The following is a 17213-nucleotide window of genomic DNA, read 5'->3' as shown; positions in this document are numbered from 1 at the left end:
ATGTTCTAATATTTTTTTTGTTGCTAGCTACAATTTCATTTATTATTAATATTCCTTGGGTTTATAATTATCCTATAAAAAACATTCCATATAGAATAGCAAGAGTTCCTGATAGTTTACTTCGTTTAATATATATATATCTTAATGTTGGAGCTTTTTTTCTTGCAATTTTTTTCTTAAGTAGAGGAAATAGAGCGTTAAATTTTTGGATAAAAGGTGCTGTTATAGCTGCATTTTATGGGTGGTATTTAGCAATATCATCAGCTTTTAATATTCCATATTTAAGCCTTCCCGGCATGGATGAGTCTCCACAAAAAATAGTTGGAATTGTTAGATGTGGAACTTTTAAAGAAGGAAATTATTTTGGGTTATATCTTTTGCTTTCGGCTACTATAGCTTTTTATTTAAATAAAATAAAGATAGCATGGTTTCTTATGGTCTCTATTCTTGTTTCTTTTTCTACAATCTCTATTTTTAGTGCAATTTTACTATTAGGTGTGTATTTTAAAAGTTATTTTTTAAAGAAAAAAGTACTAAGAATAATTCTTATAATAATCCCCCTTTTAATGATATTACTAGTATATTTTATTAAAGGAGATTTCTATAAAAAATATGTACATGATAAACTCTTTACCCCTTTAAATTCCCTTACAACATCTAACCTTTCTAAGGTAGATAGGTATTTAACAGGAAATATAGCATATGAAGCAGGTATTGATAATCCTTTTTTTGGGGTAGGGCCATATAATTATGGGTTGCATTATGATGAATATAATACCATTTTAAATATAGTAGATAACCACTCAAAATGGTCTATAAATTTTTTTAACAGAGATAACATTAGAGCAATTCCAAATAATGTTTATCTAGAAATTTGGGCAGAATATGGTATTATTGGGTTTGTTCTTTTTTTATCCTTCTTGATAATAACGTTACGAACAGCTTTAAAACTTAAAAACATTATTATTACTGGGGGGTTGTTAGCTATGTACATTTCTTTGAACGCTTTTCCATCATTTATAATGCTTTTTTTATGGGTATATTTAGCAATACCTTATGGATTGGCAATAAGGCAAAATAGAGATAAAGAAAAGTTACTATGAGGAGCATAAAAATGGTTAGACATATTTTATTATATAGCCTAGCTGTTTTACCATTGTTAAGTATGGCAATGGTAAATATTGCAATTTTATTTTTTGTTATTGCTGGGGTATGGTGTTATATTACAAAATCTAAATCATTGTTAAATAAAAAAGATATATTAAAAAGTTTATTTTGGCTCTCATTACCATTTACAATGTATTTAATGGGTTTATTTTGGTCTTTAGATATAAAAAATGGTTTTTCTTTTGTAGAAAGGAGTTATGTTTTTTTTCTTTTCCCGTTATTAATTTTCTGTTGTCAAATTTATGATTCAATTAAAATAAAAACGTTTATCCAAATTTATATAATAGCTAGTAGTATATTCTCTTGTGTAGTATTTTTATTTATTACCTATAAAATATTGATAGGGAAAATACTTATAGAAAATTCAGATTATTTTAGTGTTGTAAGCCTCAGAGCAGAACTAGATAGAATTCCTATTATACATGAACACCCAATTTATTTAAGCTTAATGTTAGCTTTAGCTTTAATTTTGTTGTTTTATAATAGATTTAAAAAAAAATGGCTTAATGTTGGAATTGTTTTAGTAATAATACCAACACTTTTACTTGCTAGTAGTAGAGGTCCTTTATTGGCTTTAATAATTGTTTTTTCATGCATAATAATACAGAATAATAAAAATAGATTAAGAGCTCTTTTATTATTGTTTCTTTTTTTTATTTCAATTGTTTTTGTTACTTTCTTTTCTCCACTAAATAGTAGAATAAAAGAAATATCAACAACTAAATCTTTTTATCCAGAAGGGATTCACCATAATTCATTTAATATAAGAAACGGGATTTATAAATGTGCTTTTGAAATAAGTAAACAGGTTCCTATTTACGGTTTTGGAACGGGTAGTGTTCAAGGGGTGTTAAATAGTTGCTACGAAAAGAGTTTTAATACAAATGTTTATGAAAAAAAAATATATAATACACATAATCAATATTTTCATTTTTATATAAGCTTTGGTTTGTTAGGTTTTATTATCATTGTATATAGTTTTATTTTATTTTTTAAAAGAGCATTGATAATAAATGACAATAGTTACTTTTATTTTCTTGTTTTCTTCTTAATATGTTTCCTAACGGAGAATATAATAAATAGGAATACAGGAATTGTACTTTTTAGTATTTTTAATTCTCTTTTTTATTATAGAACTTATTTAGAAAATGATAATAGTTAACGCACGATTTTTAACCCAAAAAATTACGGGTGTACAAAGATTTGGAATAGAAATTTCTAAAGAGTTAAAAAGACTAAATCCAGATATTATTTTTGTTTCTCCAAAAAATATAATTCATGTTGATGTTGCAAAAGAATTAAATGTAAAATGTATAGGACCATTTAGTGGCCATGCATGGGAACAAATTACACTTCAAAAATATGTTATTAGCAAAAATGCATTATTAATTTCATTGTGTAATACCGCTCCTCTTTTTATCAAAAACCAAGTAGTAACAATTCATGATTTATGTTTTAAAGTACATCCAGAATGGTTTTCAAAATCATTTTATACATTTTATAATTTTTTAATTCCTAGAATAGTTAAAAAAGCACTTTTTGTATTAACTGTAAGTGAAACTTCAAAAAATGAAATTATTGAAATACTTGGTGTTCATGAGAATAAGATTTCAGTTATATATAACGCCGTAGCCCCCTTTTTTTTAAGTAATGAATTTCATGAAAATGTTAAAAATAAATTATTAAATAAAAAATATATACTTACAGTTTCTTCACATCACCCAAGGAAAAACTTTAAAAGTCTTATTGATGCTTTTAATTTAATAAATGACCCCAATTTAAATTTATATATTATTGGTAATGTAAATAAGCATTTTATTCAAAATTATATTAAGAAAGACAATACTAGGGTTAAATTTTTAAGCAATATTTTAGATGCAGATTTAGTAGAGTTTTATAAAAGAGCCACTTTATTTGTATATCCTAGTTTGTATGAGGGTTTTGGGATTCCTATTATTGAAGCTTTAAGTCAACAAACAACTGTTGTTGTTTCTGATATTCCTGTTTTTAGAGAGGTATGTGAAAATCATGATGTGTTTTTTTTTAACCCGTACTCTATTAATGATATTAAAAACAATATTTTATTAGGGCTTAAAAATCTAAATAAGAATAAAATTAAGCAGGAGGATTTATCTTTAAAATATTCATGGGAGAAGAGTGCTAAAAAAGTACTTAAAATTATTAATGAAAATATATAGACTAAGTATTTTCTAATATTAAAAAAAAATGAAAAAGGCTTTAGTACACGATTGGTATTATGTAGACGGAGGGGCAGAAAAAGTAATAAAATCCTTTAACTCTATTTGGAAAGATTTTGACCATTTTGCTTTAGTAGATTTTTTAAAAAATGAAGATCGTAAAGCAATTCTTAATGGAAAAAAAGTTACGACTAGTTTTATTCAAAAATTACCTACAGCAAAAAAAGGGCATCAAAAATTTTTACAATGGTTTCCATATGCAATAGAACAATTTGATTTTACAGAGTATGACTTAATATTAAGTTCTTCAGCATCCGTTTCAAAAGGAGTTCTAACCAACCAAAATCAATTGCACATTTGCTATTGTCATTCTCCCGTTCGTTATGCTTGGGACTTATACCATCAATATTTAAAAGAAACAGGTTTAAATAATGGGTTAAAAGGAATTTATGCTAAATATGTTTTGCATAAAATAAGAAATTGGGATATACTAAATACAAATAGAGTAGATTATTTTATAGCAAATTCTAATTTTGTGGCTGGTCGAATTAAAAAAATATATAATAGAGAAGCAACAGTAATATACCCTCCAGTTGATACAGATTTATTTACATTAAATGAAAATAAAGAAGAATATTATTTTACAGCTTCTAGGATGGTATCTTATAAAAAAGTAGAATTAATAGTTAGAGCATTTAATGAGATGCCAAATAAAAAATTAATTGTTGCTGGTGCGGGACCTGAGTTTAAAAAAATAAATAAAATTGCAAAAAGGAATATTACATTATTAGGTTTTATTTCTGGGAATGAATTGAAAATTCATCTCCAAAAAGCTAAAGCATTTATCTATGCTGCAGAAGAAGATTTTGGAATTGTGCCTGTAGAAGCCCAATCTTGTGGAACACCTGTAATTGCTTATGCAAAGGGAGGTCTTAAAGAAACAGTGATTAATAATAAAACAGGAGTTTTTTTTTATGAACAGTCTGAACAAGCTATTATTAAGGCAATAAACAATTTTAGCAAGCTAGAATTTAACCCCATATTAATAAGAGAACACGCTTTAAAGTTTAGTGTAGATAGGTTTCAAAAAGAAATTAAAAACTTTGTTGAAAAAAAATATTTAGATTTTAAAAGCAAAGGTATTTAGTTAATAATTGTTAAACACTAAATAAAAAGTATCTTTATACATTGTATTTCTTTTTTATAGAAAAATTTAGATGATTAATGCTATTTAAGCAACACAGGTTTTCTGGGTATATAACCCCAATCTTTTTAGTAATAGATTTATTGGTCATAAATTTATTTGCATATTATATGCCAATTAATTTTCAGACTCCTATCTTATTCCATAGTTATTTATCTCTTTCATGGATTTTACTTTCTTATAAGAACGAATTTTATAAAATATATAGGTATTCTAAAGTAGTATATATACTTCGTAAGTTATTTAATCAATTTGTATTCTTTGGATTGTTATTATATGCATTTATAGGCTTTTTTAAACAACCTAATATGAGCCGACTAGCAATGGCTCAATATTTTGGTTTGATATTAGTTAGTATAGGAGTTATAAAATTTTTGAATTACTTACTATTAATGAAATATAGAAAAAGTGTTAAAGGAAACATTAGAAGAGTTGTTGTAATAGGAAAAAATAAAAAAACGGATCAATTGATAGAAGTTTTTCAGGAAAGAACAGAATTTGGTTTTCAATTTGTAAATCAATTTGACCCTAAAAGAGATAATTTTGATCCAACTACTTGTTATAGATTTATTGTTGATAATAAAATAGATGAAGTATATTGTTCTGTTTCAGAATTAGGGAATGAAGAATTAACAGGGTTTATTAATTTTGCAGATAATAATTTAAAGACTCTTAAATTTTTACCAGATAATAAAAATATTTTTTCTAAGAAATTAAAATTTGAATATTATGATTATCTACCTATTCTTTCATTAAGAGATATTCCATTGCATACTACAATTAATGCTTTTTTAAAAAGAACCTTTGATATTGTTTTTTCATTAATTGTAATTTTTGGTCTTTTAATATGGATTGGACCAATACTAGCAATACTTATAAGATTAGAATCTAAAGGACCTGTTTTTTTTATTCAAAAAAGAACTGGTTTTGACAATAAGGAGTTTCAATGCTTTAAGTTTAGATCTATGGGGGTAAATAATTCTTCAGACGCTATTCAAGCAGGAAAAAATGATATGAGGGTAACTAAAATTGGAAAATTTATAAGAAGAACAAGTATAGATGAGCTACCTCAATTTTACAATGTTTTTTTTGGAAATATGTCTATTGTAGGCCCTAGGCCACATATGCTAAAACATACAAATGAATATGCTAATACGATAGATAAATATATGTTGCGCCATTTTGTTAAACCAGGCATAACTGGTTTAGCTCAAGTTCGAGGTTATAGAGGGGAAATTGAAAAAAAAAGTGATATTCAAAACAGAATACGTTTTGATATTTTTTATGTAGAGAATTGGTCATTTATTATGGACATAAAAATTATTATTCAAACAATAATAAATGCTATTAGAGGAGAAGAAAAGGCATATTAATTTGAAAGCAAACAATAAAATGAAAAGAATACTAATTACAGGAGCCGCAGGATTTTTGGGGTCACATTTATGTGATCGTTTTATAAAAGAAGGGTATCATGTAATTGGTATGGATAATCTTATTACAGGAGATTTAAAGAATATAGAACACCTTTTTCCCTTAAAGAATTTTGAATTTCAACATCATGATGTTAGTACATTTGTTCATGTTCCTGGGGAGTTAGATTATATTTTACATTTTGCTTCTCCAGCAAGCCCTATAGATTACCTTAAAATTCCTATAGAGACTTTAAAGGTAGGATCATTGGGAACCTTAAACCTTTTAGGTGTAGCTAAACAAAAGAATGCTAGAATTCTAGTAGCATCTACTTCAGAGGTATATGGAGACCCATTAGTCCACCCGCAAAACGAGGAATATTATGGCAACGTAAGTCCAATAGGCCCAAGAGGAGTTTACGATGAAGCTAAGAGGTTCATGGAGTCTATTACAATGGCATATCACCGCTTTCATGGGTTAGACACCCGTATAGTTCGTATTTTTAATACTTATGGCCCTAGAATGCGTTTAAATGACGGTAGGGTTGTTCCTGCTTTTATGGGACAAGCATTACGTGGCGAAGATTTAACTGTTTTTGGTGATGGTTCACAAACACGTTCTTTTTGTTATATAGATGACCAAGTAGAGGGGATATATAGATTATTAATGAGTGATTATACAGACCCTATTAATATTGGTAATCCGCATGAAACAACTATAAAAGAATTTGCTGAAGAAATTATAAAACTTACAGGAACTTCTCAGAAAGTTATATATAAACCTTTACCACAAGATGATCCATTACAAAGACAACCAGACATTTCTAAAGCTAAAGAAATATTAGATTGGGAGCCTAAAGTGGAGCGTTCTGAAGGGTTAAAGATTGTATTTGATTATTTTAAGTCCCTATCCAAAGAGGAGCTTCAAAAAAAAGAACATCGTAATTTTTCTTAGAAAACTTAAATTATAAATTGGCATCGCCTATTTTTGCCAAAATTTTTTACCATGAACATACTTATTCTTGGCTCTGGAGGCCGCGAACATACATTTGCTTGGAAACTTAAACAAAGCCCTAAATTATCTAATTTATTTGTTGCACCTGGTAATGCAGGAACAGCAGAAATTGCAACTAATTTAGCAATAGGTGTTAATGATTTTGAAGCTATAAAAAAAGCGGTGATTGAGAACGCTATAGAAATGGTAATTGTTGGGCCAGAAGATCCTTTGGTTAACGGAGTTCATGATTATTTTTTAAAAGATGAAGCTTTAAAGCATATTCCTGTTATTGGCCCACAAAAAGCAGCAGCTACTTTAGAAGGTAGTAAAGAGTTTGCAAAAGAGTTTATGTACAGACATAATATACCTACTGCTAAGTATGAAAGTTTTACCTCTGCAAACTTGGAAGAAGGGTATGCTTTTTTAGAAAGCTTAAATGCACCATATGTGTTAAAGGCAGATGGTTTAGCTGCGGGTAAAGGAGTTTTAATTCTTAAAGATTTGCAAGAAGCAAAGGATGAGCTAAAAGCAATGTTGGTAGATTCTAAATTTGGTAACGCTAGTGCTACTGTTGTTATCGAAGAGTTTTTAGATGGTATAGAGCTTTCTGTTTTTGTTCTTACAGATGGGAGTGGATATAAAGTACTACCAACAGCTAAAGATTACAAACGTATAGGAGAAGGAGACACTGGATTAAATACCGGAGGCATGGGAGCTATTTCACCCGTTCCTTTTGCAAATAAAGAGTTCATGGATAAAATACATGAGCAAGTTGTTATTCCTACTGTAGAAGGTCTTAAAAAGGATAACTTACCATATAAAGGATTTATTTTTATTGGCTTAATAAAGGTTAATAATAATCCTCTAGTAATAGAATACAATGTTCGTATGGGAGATCCCGAAACAGAGGTTGTTATCCCAAGAATTAAGAATGATTTAGTAGAGGTTTTTCAGGCAGTTGGGAAACAAACTTTAGATACTATAAATATTGAGTTAGATGATCGTACAGCAACTACGGTTATGACCGTTTCTGGCGGATATCCAGAAGCGTATGAAAAAGGTAAAGAAATTACAGGATATAATACGATAGAAGATTCTTTAGTTTTCCATGCAGGAACAACAATAGAAAATGGTACAGTGGTAACTAATGGTGGTCGTGTAATGGCAATTACTTCTTATGGAGAAGATTTCAAAGAAGCACTAAAAAAATCTTATCAAAACATAGAAAAACTACATTTTGATAAGATGAATTATCGTAAGGACTTAGGATTCGATTTATAAGTAAGAGTGGCTTGTGCTACTCTTATCTTCTTCTCCTTTATCATTGTATTTTTTTAATTCTAGCATCCAATAAACCATAGCTATTGATCCTATTATCATAAAAATCCAATTAAGGGTATTTGCTGCCCACCAGCTCTCCATAAAACGTAATGTGTCTAAAGGAGCAAATAGTACATTTACAAATAAATCTTGTATGCTTTCAAAAAATGCTTTCATCTTATAGTATATTTACGGTGCAAAAATATAAAAATCAAGGATGATTTCAAGCATTTTTGGCAAAACAAAGCCAATAAACTACATAATTGTAGTAACTTTTTTGTTTTTGCTCTATTGGTTAGTACAATTTTATCTTCCTAATGCAGCATTAAAAACAGAACAAATACTTATAAGAGTTGCGGTAATAGTAATTTTAATGAGCAGTGTTTTTGTTGCTAATTTTATTATTCAGCGTAATAAAATTACTGGTGCAAATTCTTTTGCAATGTTAATTTTTGCTGCATTATGTTTTGTTTTTCCAGAAACCCTACTAGATAGTAAGGCTATAGTAAGTATGTTTTTCTTGTTGCTAGCAATTAGAAGAATATTAAGTATAAAATCTTTAAAAAGTATTAAGTTAAAAATTTTTGATGCCACTTTATGGATTTTAATAGCGTCCTTATTTTACAATTGGTCTCTTTTGTTTTTAATACTTGTTTTTGCTGCAATTTATATTTACGAGCCTAAAAATATAAGAAATTGGTTAGTACCAATTGTAGGAATAGTTGCTTTTACTTCTATAACATATAGTATTTTAATTTTAGCAAATTCCTCCTCCTTTTTTTTAGAGCAGTATACCTTTAATTTTCATTTTAATAAAGACTACTTTTTAAATTGGGGAACTAATGCTAAATATAGTATTTACATTTTACTAAATATTTTTATTAGTGTATTAGCTTTTCTTAAAATGGGTGCCTCAGGCGTTGGTAAAGTAACTACTATGCGATTAATTTCCTATGTTTTTCTTTTAGGGTTAGTAATTGTATTATTAACTTTTGGCAACGGAAATCCTATTATTTTTACTTTTTTCTCTTCTGCTATTTTTTTCACAAACTATGTAGAATCTATAGAAAAACCTAAATATAAAGAAGTAGCATTAATACTTAGTATTGTAGTTCCTTTATTAGTTTTTTGTTCTACTTTATTCCTATCATAAAATAGGTATCTTTGTTTAAAATTTATTATTATGTTTAGTCAATTTGCTTTCGATATTTTTGAAAAAAGCATTCAGCAATATCATGTTTTGGATGATGTTAAGCAGCCTTTTAATAACCCATATCCAAAGAACGAAATCTCCCATCTTTTGTATAGAAAAAATTGGATAGATACCGTGCAATGGCATTATGAAGATATAATAAGAGATCCAGAAATTAACCCTGAAGCAGCATTAACACTAAAGCGTAAGATTGATGCTAGTAACCAAGACAGAACAGATTTAGTAGAGTATATAGACAGTTATTTTCTAAATAAATACCAATTGGTACAAGTAAAAGAAAATGCTACTATAAATACAGAAAGTCCTGCATGGGCAATAGATCGTTTATCTATTTTAGCATTAAAAATTTACCATATGCAAGAAGAAGTAGACCGTAAGGATGCTTCTAAAGAACATATAACTACTTGTACTTCAAAATTAAATGTTCTTTTAGAGCAAAAAAAAGACCTTACTACTGCAATAGACCAATTATTATTAGATATTGAAGAAGGCTCTAAGTTTATGAAGGTTTATAAGCAAATGAAAATGTATAATGATGATGAGCTAAACCCAGTTCTTAGGGGGCAAAAATAAATACAATTTCTTGTGGGCACACAAAAGCACATTCTTGTTATTCGATTATCCGCTATGGGAGATGTAGCAATGACTATTCCTGTGCTTTCTACATTAATTAAACAAAACCCTCAAATAAAAATTACGGTTTTAACCAGAGCTTTTTTTAGACCTATGTTTGCGCAATTAAAAAATGTGCAGGTATATGAGGCTGATGTTAAAGGGAAACATAAGGGTGTTCTTGGTTTAAGAAAACTATCTAAAGAGCTTAAAAATTTAGGTATTTCCCAAGTGGCAGATTTACATAATGTTTTACGAAGTAATATTTTAAAAACATACTTTGTACTAGGCTCTATTCCTTTTGTTCAAATAAATAAAGGCAGACAAGAGAAAAAGGATTTAACGGCTCTTAAAGTTAAGACCATACAACCTTTAAAAACTACGCCTGAAAGATATGCAGACGTTTTTAGAAAATTAGGGTATACCATAAACCTTTCTAAAGAAAATGTTTTACAAAGAGAGCCTATAGAAGATACTATTGTAAAATTAGTAGGATCTTCTCCAAAAAAATGGATAGGAATTGCCCCTTTTGCAGCTTTTAAAGGAAAAATGTATCCTTTGGAATTAATGGAAAAGGTTATTAAGCAAATAGACGCTACAAATGAGAATACTATTTTACTTTTTGGAGGCGGAAAATCGGAAAAAAAGCAACTTCAAAAATTAGAAGAGACTTATACTAATTGTATAAATATTGCAGGTAATTTGCCTTTTAAAGAAGAGCTTACCCTTATTTCTAATCTAGATGTTATGTTGGCCATGGATAGTGGTAACTCTCATTTAGCTGCAATGTATGGTTTACCTACAATTACACTTTGGGGGGTTACACACCCTTATGCTGGTTTTGCTCCTTTTGGGCAAGAGATGGAAAATTGTTTAACATCTGATACTAAACAATACCCTTTTTTACCAACATCTGTTTACGGAAATAAATTCCCAGAGGGTTATGAAAGGGTAATGTATACTATAGAACCCAAAACTGTAGTTCAAAAAGTTATTGAAATTTTAAGTAAAAAGTAATCTATACGTTTTCTGGTTTTAGTTCTATACTTTTTAAGTATTGTCTTAATTGTGCCATAAACCTGTATTTACGTGCACTTGGAGCAACATCGGTCATTAGTGTTCTAATACCAATAAAAGAACTCATTAAATAGGTAGCAACGCCTTCACAGTCTACATGCCTATCTATAAAACCATTAAATTTTCCTTTTTGTAATGTAGTAACTAAGTTAACTTCCCATATTTTTAAAACATCGGTTAAATGTTTCATTATGGTATCATTTTTACCGTTAAATTCGGCAATTAAATTACTTAACATAAAACCAAAGTCCATTTCATTATGAACTGCAGTTTCCAGAGCATTATCAAAACAATTTGTAATTAAATCTAAAGGATTGTCATGGCCTTCTATAGGTTCAATTAACATACTATATACTCTACGCACAATAAGGTTGTCTATAATTTGAACAAAAAAGTCTTCTTTAGAATCAAAATGATAGTAAAAAGCACCTTTAGAAAGGGAAAGCTCTTTTAAGATATCGTCTACACTAGTGTTGTAATATCCTTTTTTGTAGATTAATTCTAGTCCTGTTACTTGCATTCTTTGCATGGTAGCCATGCGTTTTATACTATTACTCATAAGATTTGGGTTTTGGGTTAAACAGACCGTTAAGTCTCTATACAAAGAACCGCCGAACTTAGTTTTGCTAGTATTTTAAAAGGTGTAGTGTAGTGTAAAATCGTTAAAATGTAAAAAGCCCGATGAACTACCATTATCTTCACTATAATTACAAACTACCTAGTTTGTTAAACGGTAATATAAATAAGATAAACGGGTCTTTTTTAATTTTTAAGTGGAGATTTAAAATACAAAAACCCCTAAATTAATAGAGGTTTTGCAAACATTTTTCCTGCCGAGGGAACTACGCAGAAAAAAATTCTTTAAGCAACTGTTCCTTGGCAGCTACTACCAGAACCAGCAGTACAACCATAACAATGTTGCGATATAATTATGTTTCTATCATTTAATATATCTTCATTATAATCTTTAATATGTTTTACCTTACTAGCCACCTTTAAATCTAACATTTGGTTAAAATCACAATCATATAACCAACCATCCCAACTTATAGAAATAGTATTGGTACACATAACATTTGCAACAGCAGAAGGATTATATGCTTCTACTAATGCATACATATAGTCTTCATAATTTTCTGACGCTATTAGGTAATCTAAAAACCGTGCTATTGGTAAGTTAGTAATTGCAAACAAATTATGAAAATCTATATTAAAATCTTCTTTAAGAGCCTTTTTAAAATCGGCCTGTAAAGCCATTTGGTCTCCAGGTAAATATGCACCAGATGGATTATAAACCAAATCTAACCGCAAATCACTACCAGGCATACCATAGCCACGTTCATTTAGTTCTTGCAATGCTTTAATAGATTTATCAAAAACACCATCACCACGTTGTTTGTCTGTTTTTCCACGGGTATAATGTGGCATAGATGAGATTACATGTACATTATGTTTTTTAAAGAAATCTGGTAAATCATAATACTTCTTATTTGCTCTAATAATAGTTAGGTTAGAGCGTACAATAAAATCTTTAATACCAGCTTTAGCAGCTTCTTCTACAAACCAACGAAAGTCAGGGTTCATTTCTGGAGCACCTCCAGTTAAATCTAAGGTATGTGCTCCTGTGTTTTTTATTACTTCTAAACACTGCTGCATAGTCTCACGAGTCATAATCTCTTTACGATCAGGACCAGCGTCTACATGACAGTGCTCACAAACTTGGTTACACATATAACCAACATTTATCTGAAGAATTTCTAACTTTTTTGGACGTAAAGGAAAATGACCAATTTTAGCAATATTATCCTTAAAATAAGGAAGTTCTCCATCAGCGAAAATACCTCCATTTAAAATTTCTAGTTGCTTATTAGCTATTGCTAGATCTTCACCCTTTGCTTGTAATGATTTTGTAGCCATTTTTTCTAATTAGTAAAAGTAATACATGCTTAGTACTCTATTTTATGCATTACTTTCATTTTAATAAAAATATTTTTTTGTTTTCCTTCAAATATTTAGGAGGTTACATAGATAATTTATCATGTTTATTCATCATTTGCACACCATGTACTAAGGCTGCACCACTTTTTATTGCAGCACCTACATGAACAGCCTCCATCATTTCTTCTTTAGTAATTCCTTTTTGCAATCCATCTTTTGTATAGGCATCTATGCAATAGGGACATTTTTCTGTGTGTGCTACAGCTAATGCAATTAAAGATTTTTCGCGGGCTGTTAAAGCTCCTTCTTTAAAAACCTCCCCATAATAGTCAAAGAACTTTGTTCCTAAATTTTCACTCCATTCGGTAATTTTTCCGAATTTTCTTAAATCTTTTGGGTCGTAATAAGAATCTGCCATGTTTATTTTTTTATAGTTTGATGTTCTTTAATAAATGTTTCAAAATCATAAGGTATTCCTTGTAATTTCTTTTCTATTTCGGGTAATATTTCCATGTTATCCCATATACCAGAAACTAAGGTTTTGGTATATTCTATGGGTAAATTATTTTCTTCCATTAAGGAGGAAGCTTTTTCGTAATTGTAATTTAAATACCTATGAGTATACTTTATGTTTCCTTCTATATTTTCTAAAATCATGTACCAAACTCTAGAAGTGCCATCATTGGCTGGCATGCCTATTACACCTGGGTTTAGCCATAATTTTTCTTTTATAATAGAATGAAAAGGTAGACCGCAATGTCCTGCAAGAATAACATCAGAATTTAAGTTCTTTAAGCTTTCTTCTTTTATTTTTTCTGAGGTAGACTCAAAAATAAATTCGGATATATTAGTATAGGAACCATGTACTAAACTAACTTTTTTAGTTCCATAAGTAAAAGAAATATGATGGGGTAAAGTTCCCATCCATTCTATGGAATTGGCAGATAGTTTACTTTGCGCATAAGGGTACCATAATTTAGAAAAATTATCACATCTACTACCTTGCGTAAAATCGCAGCCGCAATCTTCGGCTCCTTCCACTAATTGTAATTCTACATTTCCTAGAATACTTAATGCGTTCCAATCCCTAAACAATTTAACCGTTTCTTCAGGTTGGGAGCAGTATCCAATAATATCTCCAGTACAAATACAATTTTCAGGAACAATACCTTCTTCTTCAGACACATATTTTAGTGCTTGCAAAGCTTGTAAATTGCTATAAACGCCACCAAAAACTAGTATTTTTCCTTTGCGTTCTCCAAGATGTATTACTTTTTTATCCATGTAGGTATAAAATATAAGATTAGACAACAAATAATACCCCAGAAATTAACCCAAAGCAAATCGGCATACTTGCCAGTTGTAAAAATTAATTGTTGTGGGAATATTTTAAAAATTAATAAAAAACCGAAAATAATTCCTGTAAAAACACTTAAATGAAAACTTAGTATATCTGCTTTTTTATGCCAAAAAATAAATATTGGTGTTAACCCAATTACCATAGTGCCACTAATGGTTGTTGCAGATAATATTTCGGCATTTAAGAAAACAGGAATAGTTCCTATAACTGCTATTACAATCATAGATAATCTGCCAAATTTTAGGGTATTTCCTAAATTTAAATCTATAGCTAGTAATTTAGAAAAAGAAGAAAATGTAGAATCTAAAGTAGATGCCGCTGAGGTTATCATAATAAAATTAATTACTAATAAAATAACAACTCCAAAAGCCTTACCAACTTCCACGGCAGCCTGCCCTTGCAACCCAGAAGACTGTGCATAAATTCCAATTACACTAAATAGTATAATACAAATAGCGCCAATAAAAGATGCCCATAAAAAGCTTTTTAGAGTAATTTTTGGGCTGCTAATAAATCCTCTGTCTGTAAGAACAGGGTCATGAAAAGGATAACTTAAAGATTGTAATAATGCTGCAAATAATAAGTTTAATCCCATATCAAAAGACCAAGTGCCAGAGGTTATTACTTTGGAAGTTGTAAAATTTGCATCTGAACTAAAAATAGCACCAAGAATAACAAGTAATAATATAGAGAAAAACCCCATTTGAATTACATCTGTAAAAATGGAACTACTCATTCCGCCTTTTAATACATAGGATAGAGTAAGCACTGTAAAAACTAAAATAGACCAGTAATATGCAGTGCTATCTGGATCTCCAAAATAGGAGCCAATTACCATGGTATTACTCCAAACTTCATTAAACAAACGAAAAGCTATTAATATAGAGAAAACCGCAACGGCACTTTTACCAAATTTTGTGGTTAAAAATTGATGAATGCTTATGTAATTACCCTTAGTTCGCATCTTATAAATTATAATGCCGGCTACAGCAAAAGACACGTAATATGCAGCATATGCAACGCCACCTACTAAACCAAAAGCTAAGCCTAAATTTGCAGCATTAGTAATACTCTTGGCAAATATCCAAGAGATTACCAAACTACCCATTAGCATAAAGGTATTAGGCGTTTTTTTACGTTGCTTAGCCATAAAAAACTGATTGGTATTTTTAGCCAATGGAGACAAGAAAAACAACACCAAACTAGATGTTATTACTAATGCCCATTGCCAAATTTTTATATCCATCAGTTTTTTATTTTAATCTTGGTCCCACCAAACTTTTACGTTTATATTATTACCATCTGTATTTTCTTCAGCGATATTATAATTACTACTATTTAATGCTTCTTCCTCTGCAGGGTATGGCATACGAACAGGAAGAAGGTTGTTATTTAAACTAGCAGATATTGGTTTAAGGTTTGGGTAACCAGTTCTTCTATATTCTATCCATCCTTCGTAACCATTTATCATAGTAGCAATCCATTTTTGAGTGCAAATTTGCTCTATAGGATTTTGTCCGTTCTGCCCATACGCAGCAACTGTGGTAAGGTAATTTACGGGTAATGTTGTACCCCAATATGCAAAAGATTCTTCTACAGCTTGTTCATATAAGGTTTGTGCATTTGCAGAGATTAGTAATTTTTCTGCAGCTTCTGCAAGTAAAAACTTGGTTTCCCAACTAGTCATAAAATTAGCATCTAAAACACCAGGATTTTCTCTAAAAATAGTTCCTGTTAAAGAATAATCTGCTAATGCAATGGAGGTTTGTGAGGCATCAATACCATTTAGTAAACCATTATATTCTCCTGTAGTACTATTGCTAAAGGGTCTAAATAAAGTTTCTAATCTTGGGTCGTTTAGATTGGTTAAAATTTCATCCATTGTTTCTGATAAAACAAAGTTGTTAAAATCTCCAATTCGTAATCTTGCTAACCTAAAATTGTTTGGTTCTCCATCTGTAAAATCGAACGTAGCATTTTGAGTGTTATTTGCAATGAAATTATTTTCGGTATATAGGGCTTGAATTTGTGTTGCAACATTTTCTTTGCCTGAAATACGCATTAAAAATTTTAATTGTAACGATTTTGCAAAACGTACCCAAGCATCTAAATTGCCATTAAAAAGAATATCACCTTCTAAAGTTATAGAACCATTATAGCTCTCTATAGCAGTAATTCCTTTTTCTAAATTATCTAGTATACCACCTTCTTCTAAGTAAATAGATTCTTGTGTATCATAAGTAGGAGTTACTGTAATGTCTTTTCCTTTAAAAGCTTCGGAATAGGGTACATCCCCAAAAATATCGGTAAGTGCGCCTGCCATATACGCTTTTAGTATTCTAGAAGGACCTTCATAAACCGCAAGGGTTTCGTTCTCTAAAGCAAGTGTTAGTATTTGTTCATTGTCTCTAAGATTAGTATATAATATTGGCCAAGGATTGCCACCAAGTTGTGGTGATTTTAAATCGTGGCGATCAAAAAGATTAAAATCTAATGCTGTAGTATATTGTCCTAATAAATTACCTGCGGTAAAACCTTCATAGGACATTTGTTCTCCATAATCGTAGATAACCTGCCTTAAAAGTAAACTAGGTTGTACACTAACGGGAGCATTAGGATTTGTATTTATTTCTTTAAAGTCTTTAGTACAAGAAAATACTGTTGCAATAATGCAAAGTGTTATTAGTACTTTATATTTTTTATATATCATTGGTAATA

At 29.7% G+C, this 17213-nt stretch carries 17 protein-coding genes; 10 read left to right on the top strand and 7 right to left on the bottom strand.

Annotated features, from left to right (window positions below):
• The first annotated feature begins 20 nt into the window (after window positions 1-20).
• From CLV91_RS04190 to purD, 7 genes are all read left to right on the top strand, one after another.
• Complete coding sequence (locus tag CLV91_RS04190; protein ID WP_147406401.1) at window positions 21-1103, top strand: O-antigen ligase family protein; 1083 nt, start codon at window positions 21-23, stop codon at window positions 1101-1103.
• A complete protein-coding gene (locus CLV91_RS04185; protein WP_121064281.1) occupies window positions 1100-2329 on the top strand; it encodes an O-antigen ligase family protein in 1230 nt (409 codons plus the stop codon). The genes CLV91_RS04190 and CLV91_RS04185 overlap by 4 nt, the downstream gene beginning before the upstream one ends.
• Complete coding sequence (locus tag CLV91_RS04180; protein ID WP_121064279.1) at window positions 2316-3365, top strand: glycosyltransferase family 4 protein; 1050 nt, start codon at window positions 2316-2318, stop codon at window positions 3363-3365. Before CLV91_RS04185 ends, CLV91_RS04180 begins: the two co-directional genes overlap by 14 nt.
• A gap of 28 nt (window positions 3366-3393) precedes the next feature.
• A complete protein-coding gene (locus tag CLV91_RS04175) occupies window positions 3394-4512 on the top strand; it encodes a glycosyltransferase (protein ID WP_121064277.1) in 1119 nt (372 codons plus the stop codon).
• A 77-nt stretch (window positions 4513-4589) separates the two neighbouring features.
• Window positions 4590-5942 carry an exopolysaccharide biosynthesis polyprenyl glycosylphosphotransferase gene (locus CLV91_RS04170; RefSeq protein WP_121064275.1) on the top strand — a complete coding sequence of 451 codons (1353 nt, stop codon included), beginning with the start codon at window positions 4590-4592 and terminating at the stop codon, window positions 5940-5942.
• A gap of 19 nt (window positions 5943-5961) precedes the next feature.
• Window positions 5962-6933, top strand: coding sequence for a UDP-glucuronic acid decarboxylase family protein (locus tag CLV91_RS04165; protein WP_121065704.1), 972 nt, complete (start codon window positions 5962-5964; stop codon window positions 6931-6933).
• A gap of 51 nt (window positions 6934-6984) precedes the next feature.
• On the top strand, window positions 6985-8256 hold the full coding sequence (gene purD, locus CLV91_RS04160; RefSeq protein ID WP_121064273.1) for a phosphoribosylamine--glycine ligase: 1272 nt from the start codon (window positions 6985-6987) through the stop codon (window positions 8254-8256).
• On the opposite strand, the gene CLV91_RS04155 is transcribed toward purD, so the two are convergent.
• The gene (locus CLV91_RS04155) at window positions 8251-8472 is read right to left on the bottom strand and encodes a DUF6341 family protein (protein WP_121064271.1); all 222 of its coding nucleotides are present in this window, start codon (window positions 8470-8472) and stop codon (window positions 8251-8253) included. The genes purD and CLV91_RS04155 overlap by 6 nt on opposite strands.
• Before the next feature lie 40 nt (window positions 8473-8512).
• Between CLV91_RS04155 and CLV91_RS04150 the strand changes: the two genes are divergently transcribed.
• Genes CLV91_RS04150 through CLV91_RS04140 form a run of 3 tightly spaced genes read left to right on the top strand, consistent with a single transcriptional unit; the run spans window position 8513 to window position 11137 of the window.
• Window positions 8513-9448, top strand: a complete 936-nt coding sequence (locus CLV91_RS04150; RefSeq protein ID WP_121064269.1) for a DUF6427 family protein — start codon at window positions 8513-8515, stop codon at window positions 9446-9448.
• Window positions 9449-9478: 30 nt separating this feature from the next.
• Entirely contained in the window at window positions 9479-10081 is a 603-nt protein-coding gene (locus tag CLV91_RS04145) for a DUF4254 domain-containing protein (RefSeq protein ID WP_121064267.1), read from the top strand.
• A gap of 12 nt (window positions 10082-10093) precedes the next feature.
• Window positions 10094-11137 (top strand): glycosyltransferase family 9 protein, encoded by a 1044-nt coding sequence (locus CLV91_RS04140; protein WP_245987135.1) that lies wholly within the window; start codon window positions 10094-10096, stop codon window positions 11135-11137.
• A gap of 1 nt (window position 11138) precedes the next feature.
• Here the strand turns inward: CLV91_RS04140 and CLV91_RS04135 are convergent, their stop codons facing one another.
• The 6 genes from CLV91_RS04135 to CLV91_RS04110 form a co-directional block, all read right to left on the bottom strand.
• Window positions 11139-11756: a TetR/AcrR family transcriptional regulator gene (locus tag CLV91_RS04135; protein ID WP_121064263.1), complete on the bottom strand. Its 618-nt coding sequence runs from the start codon at window positions 11754-11756 to the stop codon at window positions 11139-11141.
• A gap of 302 nt (window positions 11757-12058) precedes the next feature.
• Window positions 12059-13114 carry an arsenosugar biosynthesis radical SAM (seleno)protein ArsS gene (gene arsS / locus CLV91_RS04130; RefSeq protein ID WP_121064261.1) on the bottom strand — a complete coding sequence of 352 codons (1056 nt, stop codon included), beginning with the start codon at window positions 13112-13114 and terminating at the stop codon, window positions 12059-12061.
• A gap of 103 nt (window positions 13115-13217) precedes the next feature.
• Entirely contained in the window at window positions 13218-13553 is a 336-nt protein-coding gene (locus CLV91_RS04125; protein ID WP_121064259.1) for an arsenosugar biosynthesis-associated peroxidase-like protein, read from the bottom strand.
• A gap of 2 nt (window positions 13554-13555) precedes the next feature.
• Window positions 13556-14419 (bottom strand): metallophosphoesterase family protein, encoded by an 864-nt coding sequence (locus CLV91_RS04120; RefSeq protein ID WP_121064257.1) that lies wholly within the window; start codon window positions 14417-14419, stop codon window positions 13556-13558.
• Window positions 14404-15741, bottom strand: coding sequence for an SLC5/6 family protein (locus CLV91_RS04115; RefSeq protein ID WP_121064255.1), 1338 nt, complete (start codon window positions 15739-15741; stop codon window positions 14404-14406). Before CLV91_RS04115 ends, CLV91_RS04120 begins: the two co-directional genes overlap by 16 nt.
• Window positions 15742-15753: 12 nt before the next feature.
• Window positions 15754-17205, bottom strand: coding sequence for a SusD/RagB family nutrient-binding outer membrane lipoprotein (locus tag CLV91_RS04110; protein ID WP_121064253.1), 1452 nt, complete (start codon window positions 17203-17205; stop codon window positions 15754-15756).
• Window positions 17206-17213: the final 8 nt, after the last annotated feature.

This window comes from Maribacter vaceletii (assembly GCF_003634105.1).
Taxonomy (GTDB): domain Bacteria; phylum Bacteroidota; class Bacteroidia; order Flavobacteriales; family Flavobacteriaceae; genus Maribacter_B; species Maribacter_B vaceletii.
The sequence above is the reverse complement of the archived record's forward strand: the minus strand, read 5'-3'. Positions and strand labels throughout refer to the sequence as shown.

Coding starts and splice junctions, on each gene's coding strand:
- CLV91_RS04185 (WP_121064281.1), top strand. CDS start 1,100: ATGAGGAGCATAAAAATGGTTAGACATATTTTATTATATAGCCTAGCT.
- CLV91_RS04180 (WP_121064279.1), top strand. CDS start 2,316: ATGATAATAGTTAACGCACGATTTTTAACCCAAAAAATTACGGGTGTA.
- CLV91_RS04175 (WP_121064277.1), top strand. CDS start 3,394: ATGAAAAAGGCTTTAGTACACGATTGGTATTATGTAGACGGAGGGGCA.
- CLV91_RS04170 (WP_121064275.1), top strand. CDS start 4,590: ATGCTATTTAAGCAACACAGGTTTTCTGGGTATATAACCCCAATCTTT.
- CLV91_RS04165 (WP_121065704.1), top strand. CDS start 5,962: ATGAAAAGAATACTAATTACAGGAGCCGCAGGATTTTTGGGGTCACAT.
- purD (WP_121064273.1), top strand. CDS start 6,985: ATGAACATACTTATTCTTGGCTCTGGAGGCCGCGAACATACATTTGCT.
- CLV91_RS04155 (WP_121064271.1), bottom strand. CDS start 8,472: ATGAAAGCATTTTTTGAAAGCATACAAGATTTATTTGTAAATGTACTA.
- CLV91_RS04150 (WP_121064269.1), top strand. CDS start 8,513: ATGATTTCAAGCATTTTTGGCAAAACAAAGCCAATAAACTACATAATT.
- CLV91_RS04145 (WP_121064267.1), top strand. CDS start 9,479: ATGTTTAGTCAATTTGCTTTCGATATTTTTGAAAAAAGCATTCAGCAA.
- CLV91_RS04135 (WP_121064263.1), bottom strand. CDS start 11,756: ATGAGTAATAGTATAAAACGCATGGCTACCATGCAAAGAATGCAAGTA.
- arsS (WP_121064261.1), bottom strand. CDS start 13,114: ATGGCTACAAAATCATTACAAGCAAAGGGTGAAGATCTAGCAATAGCT.
- CLV91_RS04125 (WP_121064259.1), bottom strand. CDS start 13,553: ATGGCAGATTCTTATTACGACCCAAAAGATTTAAGAAAATTCGGAAAA.
- CLV91_RS04120 (WP_121064257.1), bottom strand. CDS start 14,419: ATGGATAAAAAAGTAATACATCTTGGAGAACGCAAAGGAAAAATACTA.
- CLV91_RS04115 (WP_121064255.1), bottom strand. CDS start 15,741: ATGGATATAAAAATTTGGCAATGGGCATTAGTAATAACATCTAGTTTG.
- CLV91_RS04110 (WP_121064253.1), bottom strand. CDS start 17,205: ATGATATATAAAAAATATAAAGTACTAATAACACTTTGCATTATTGCA.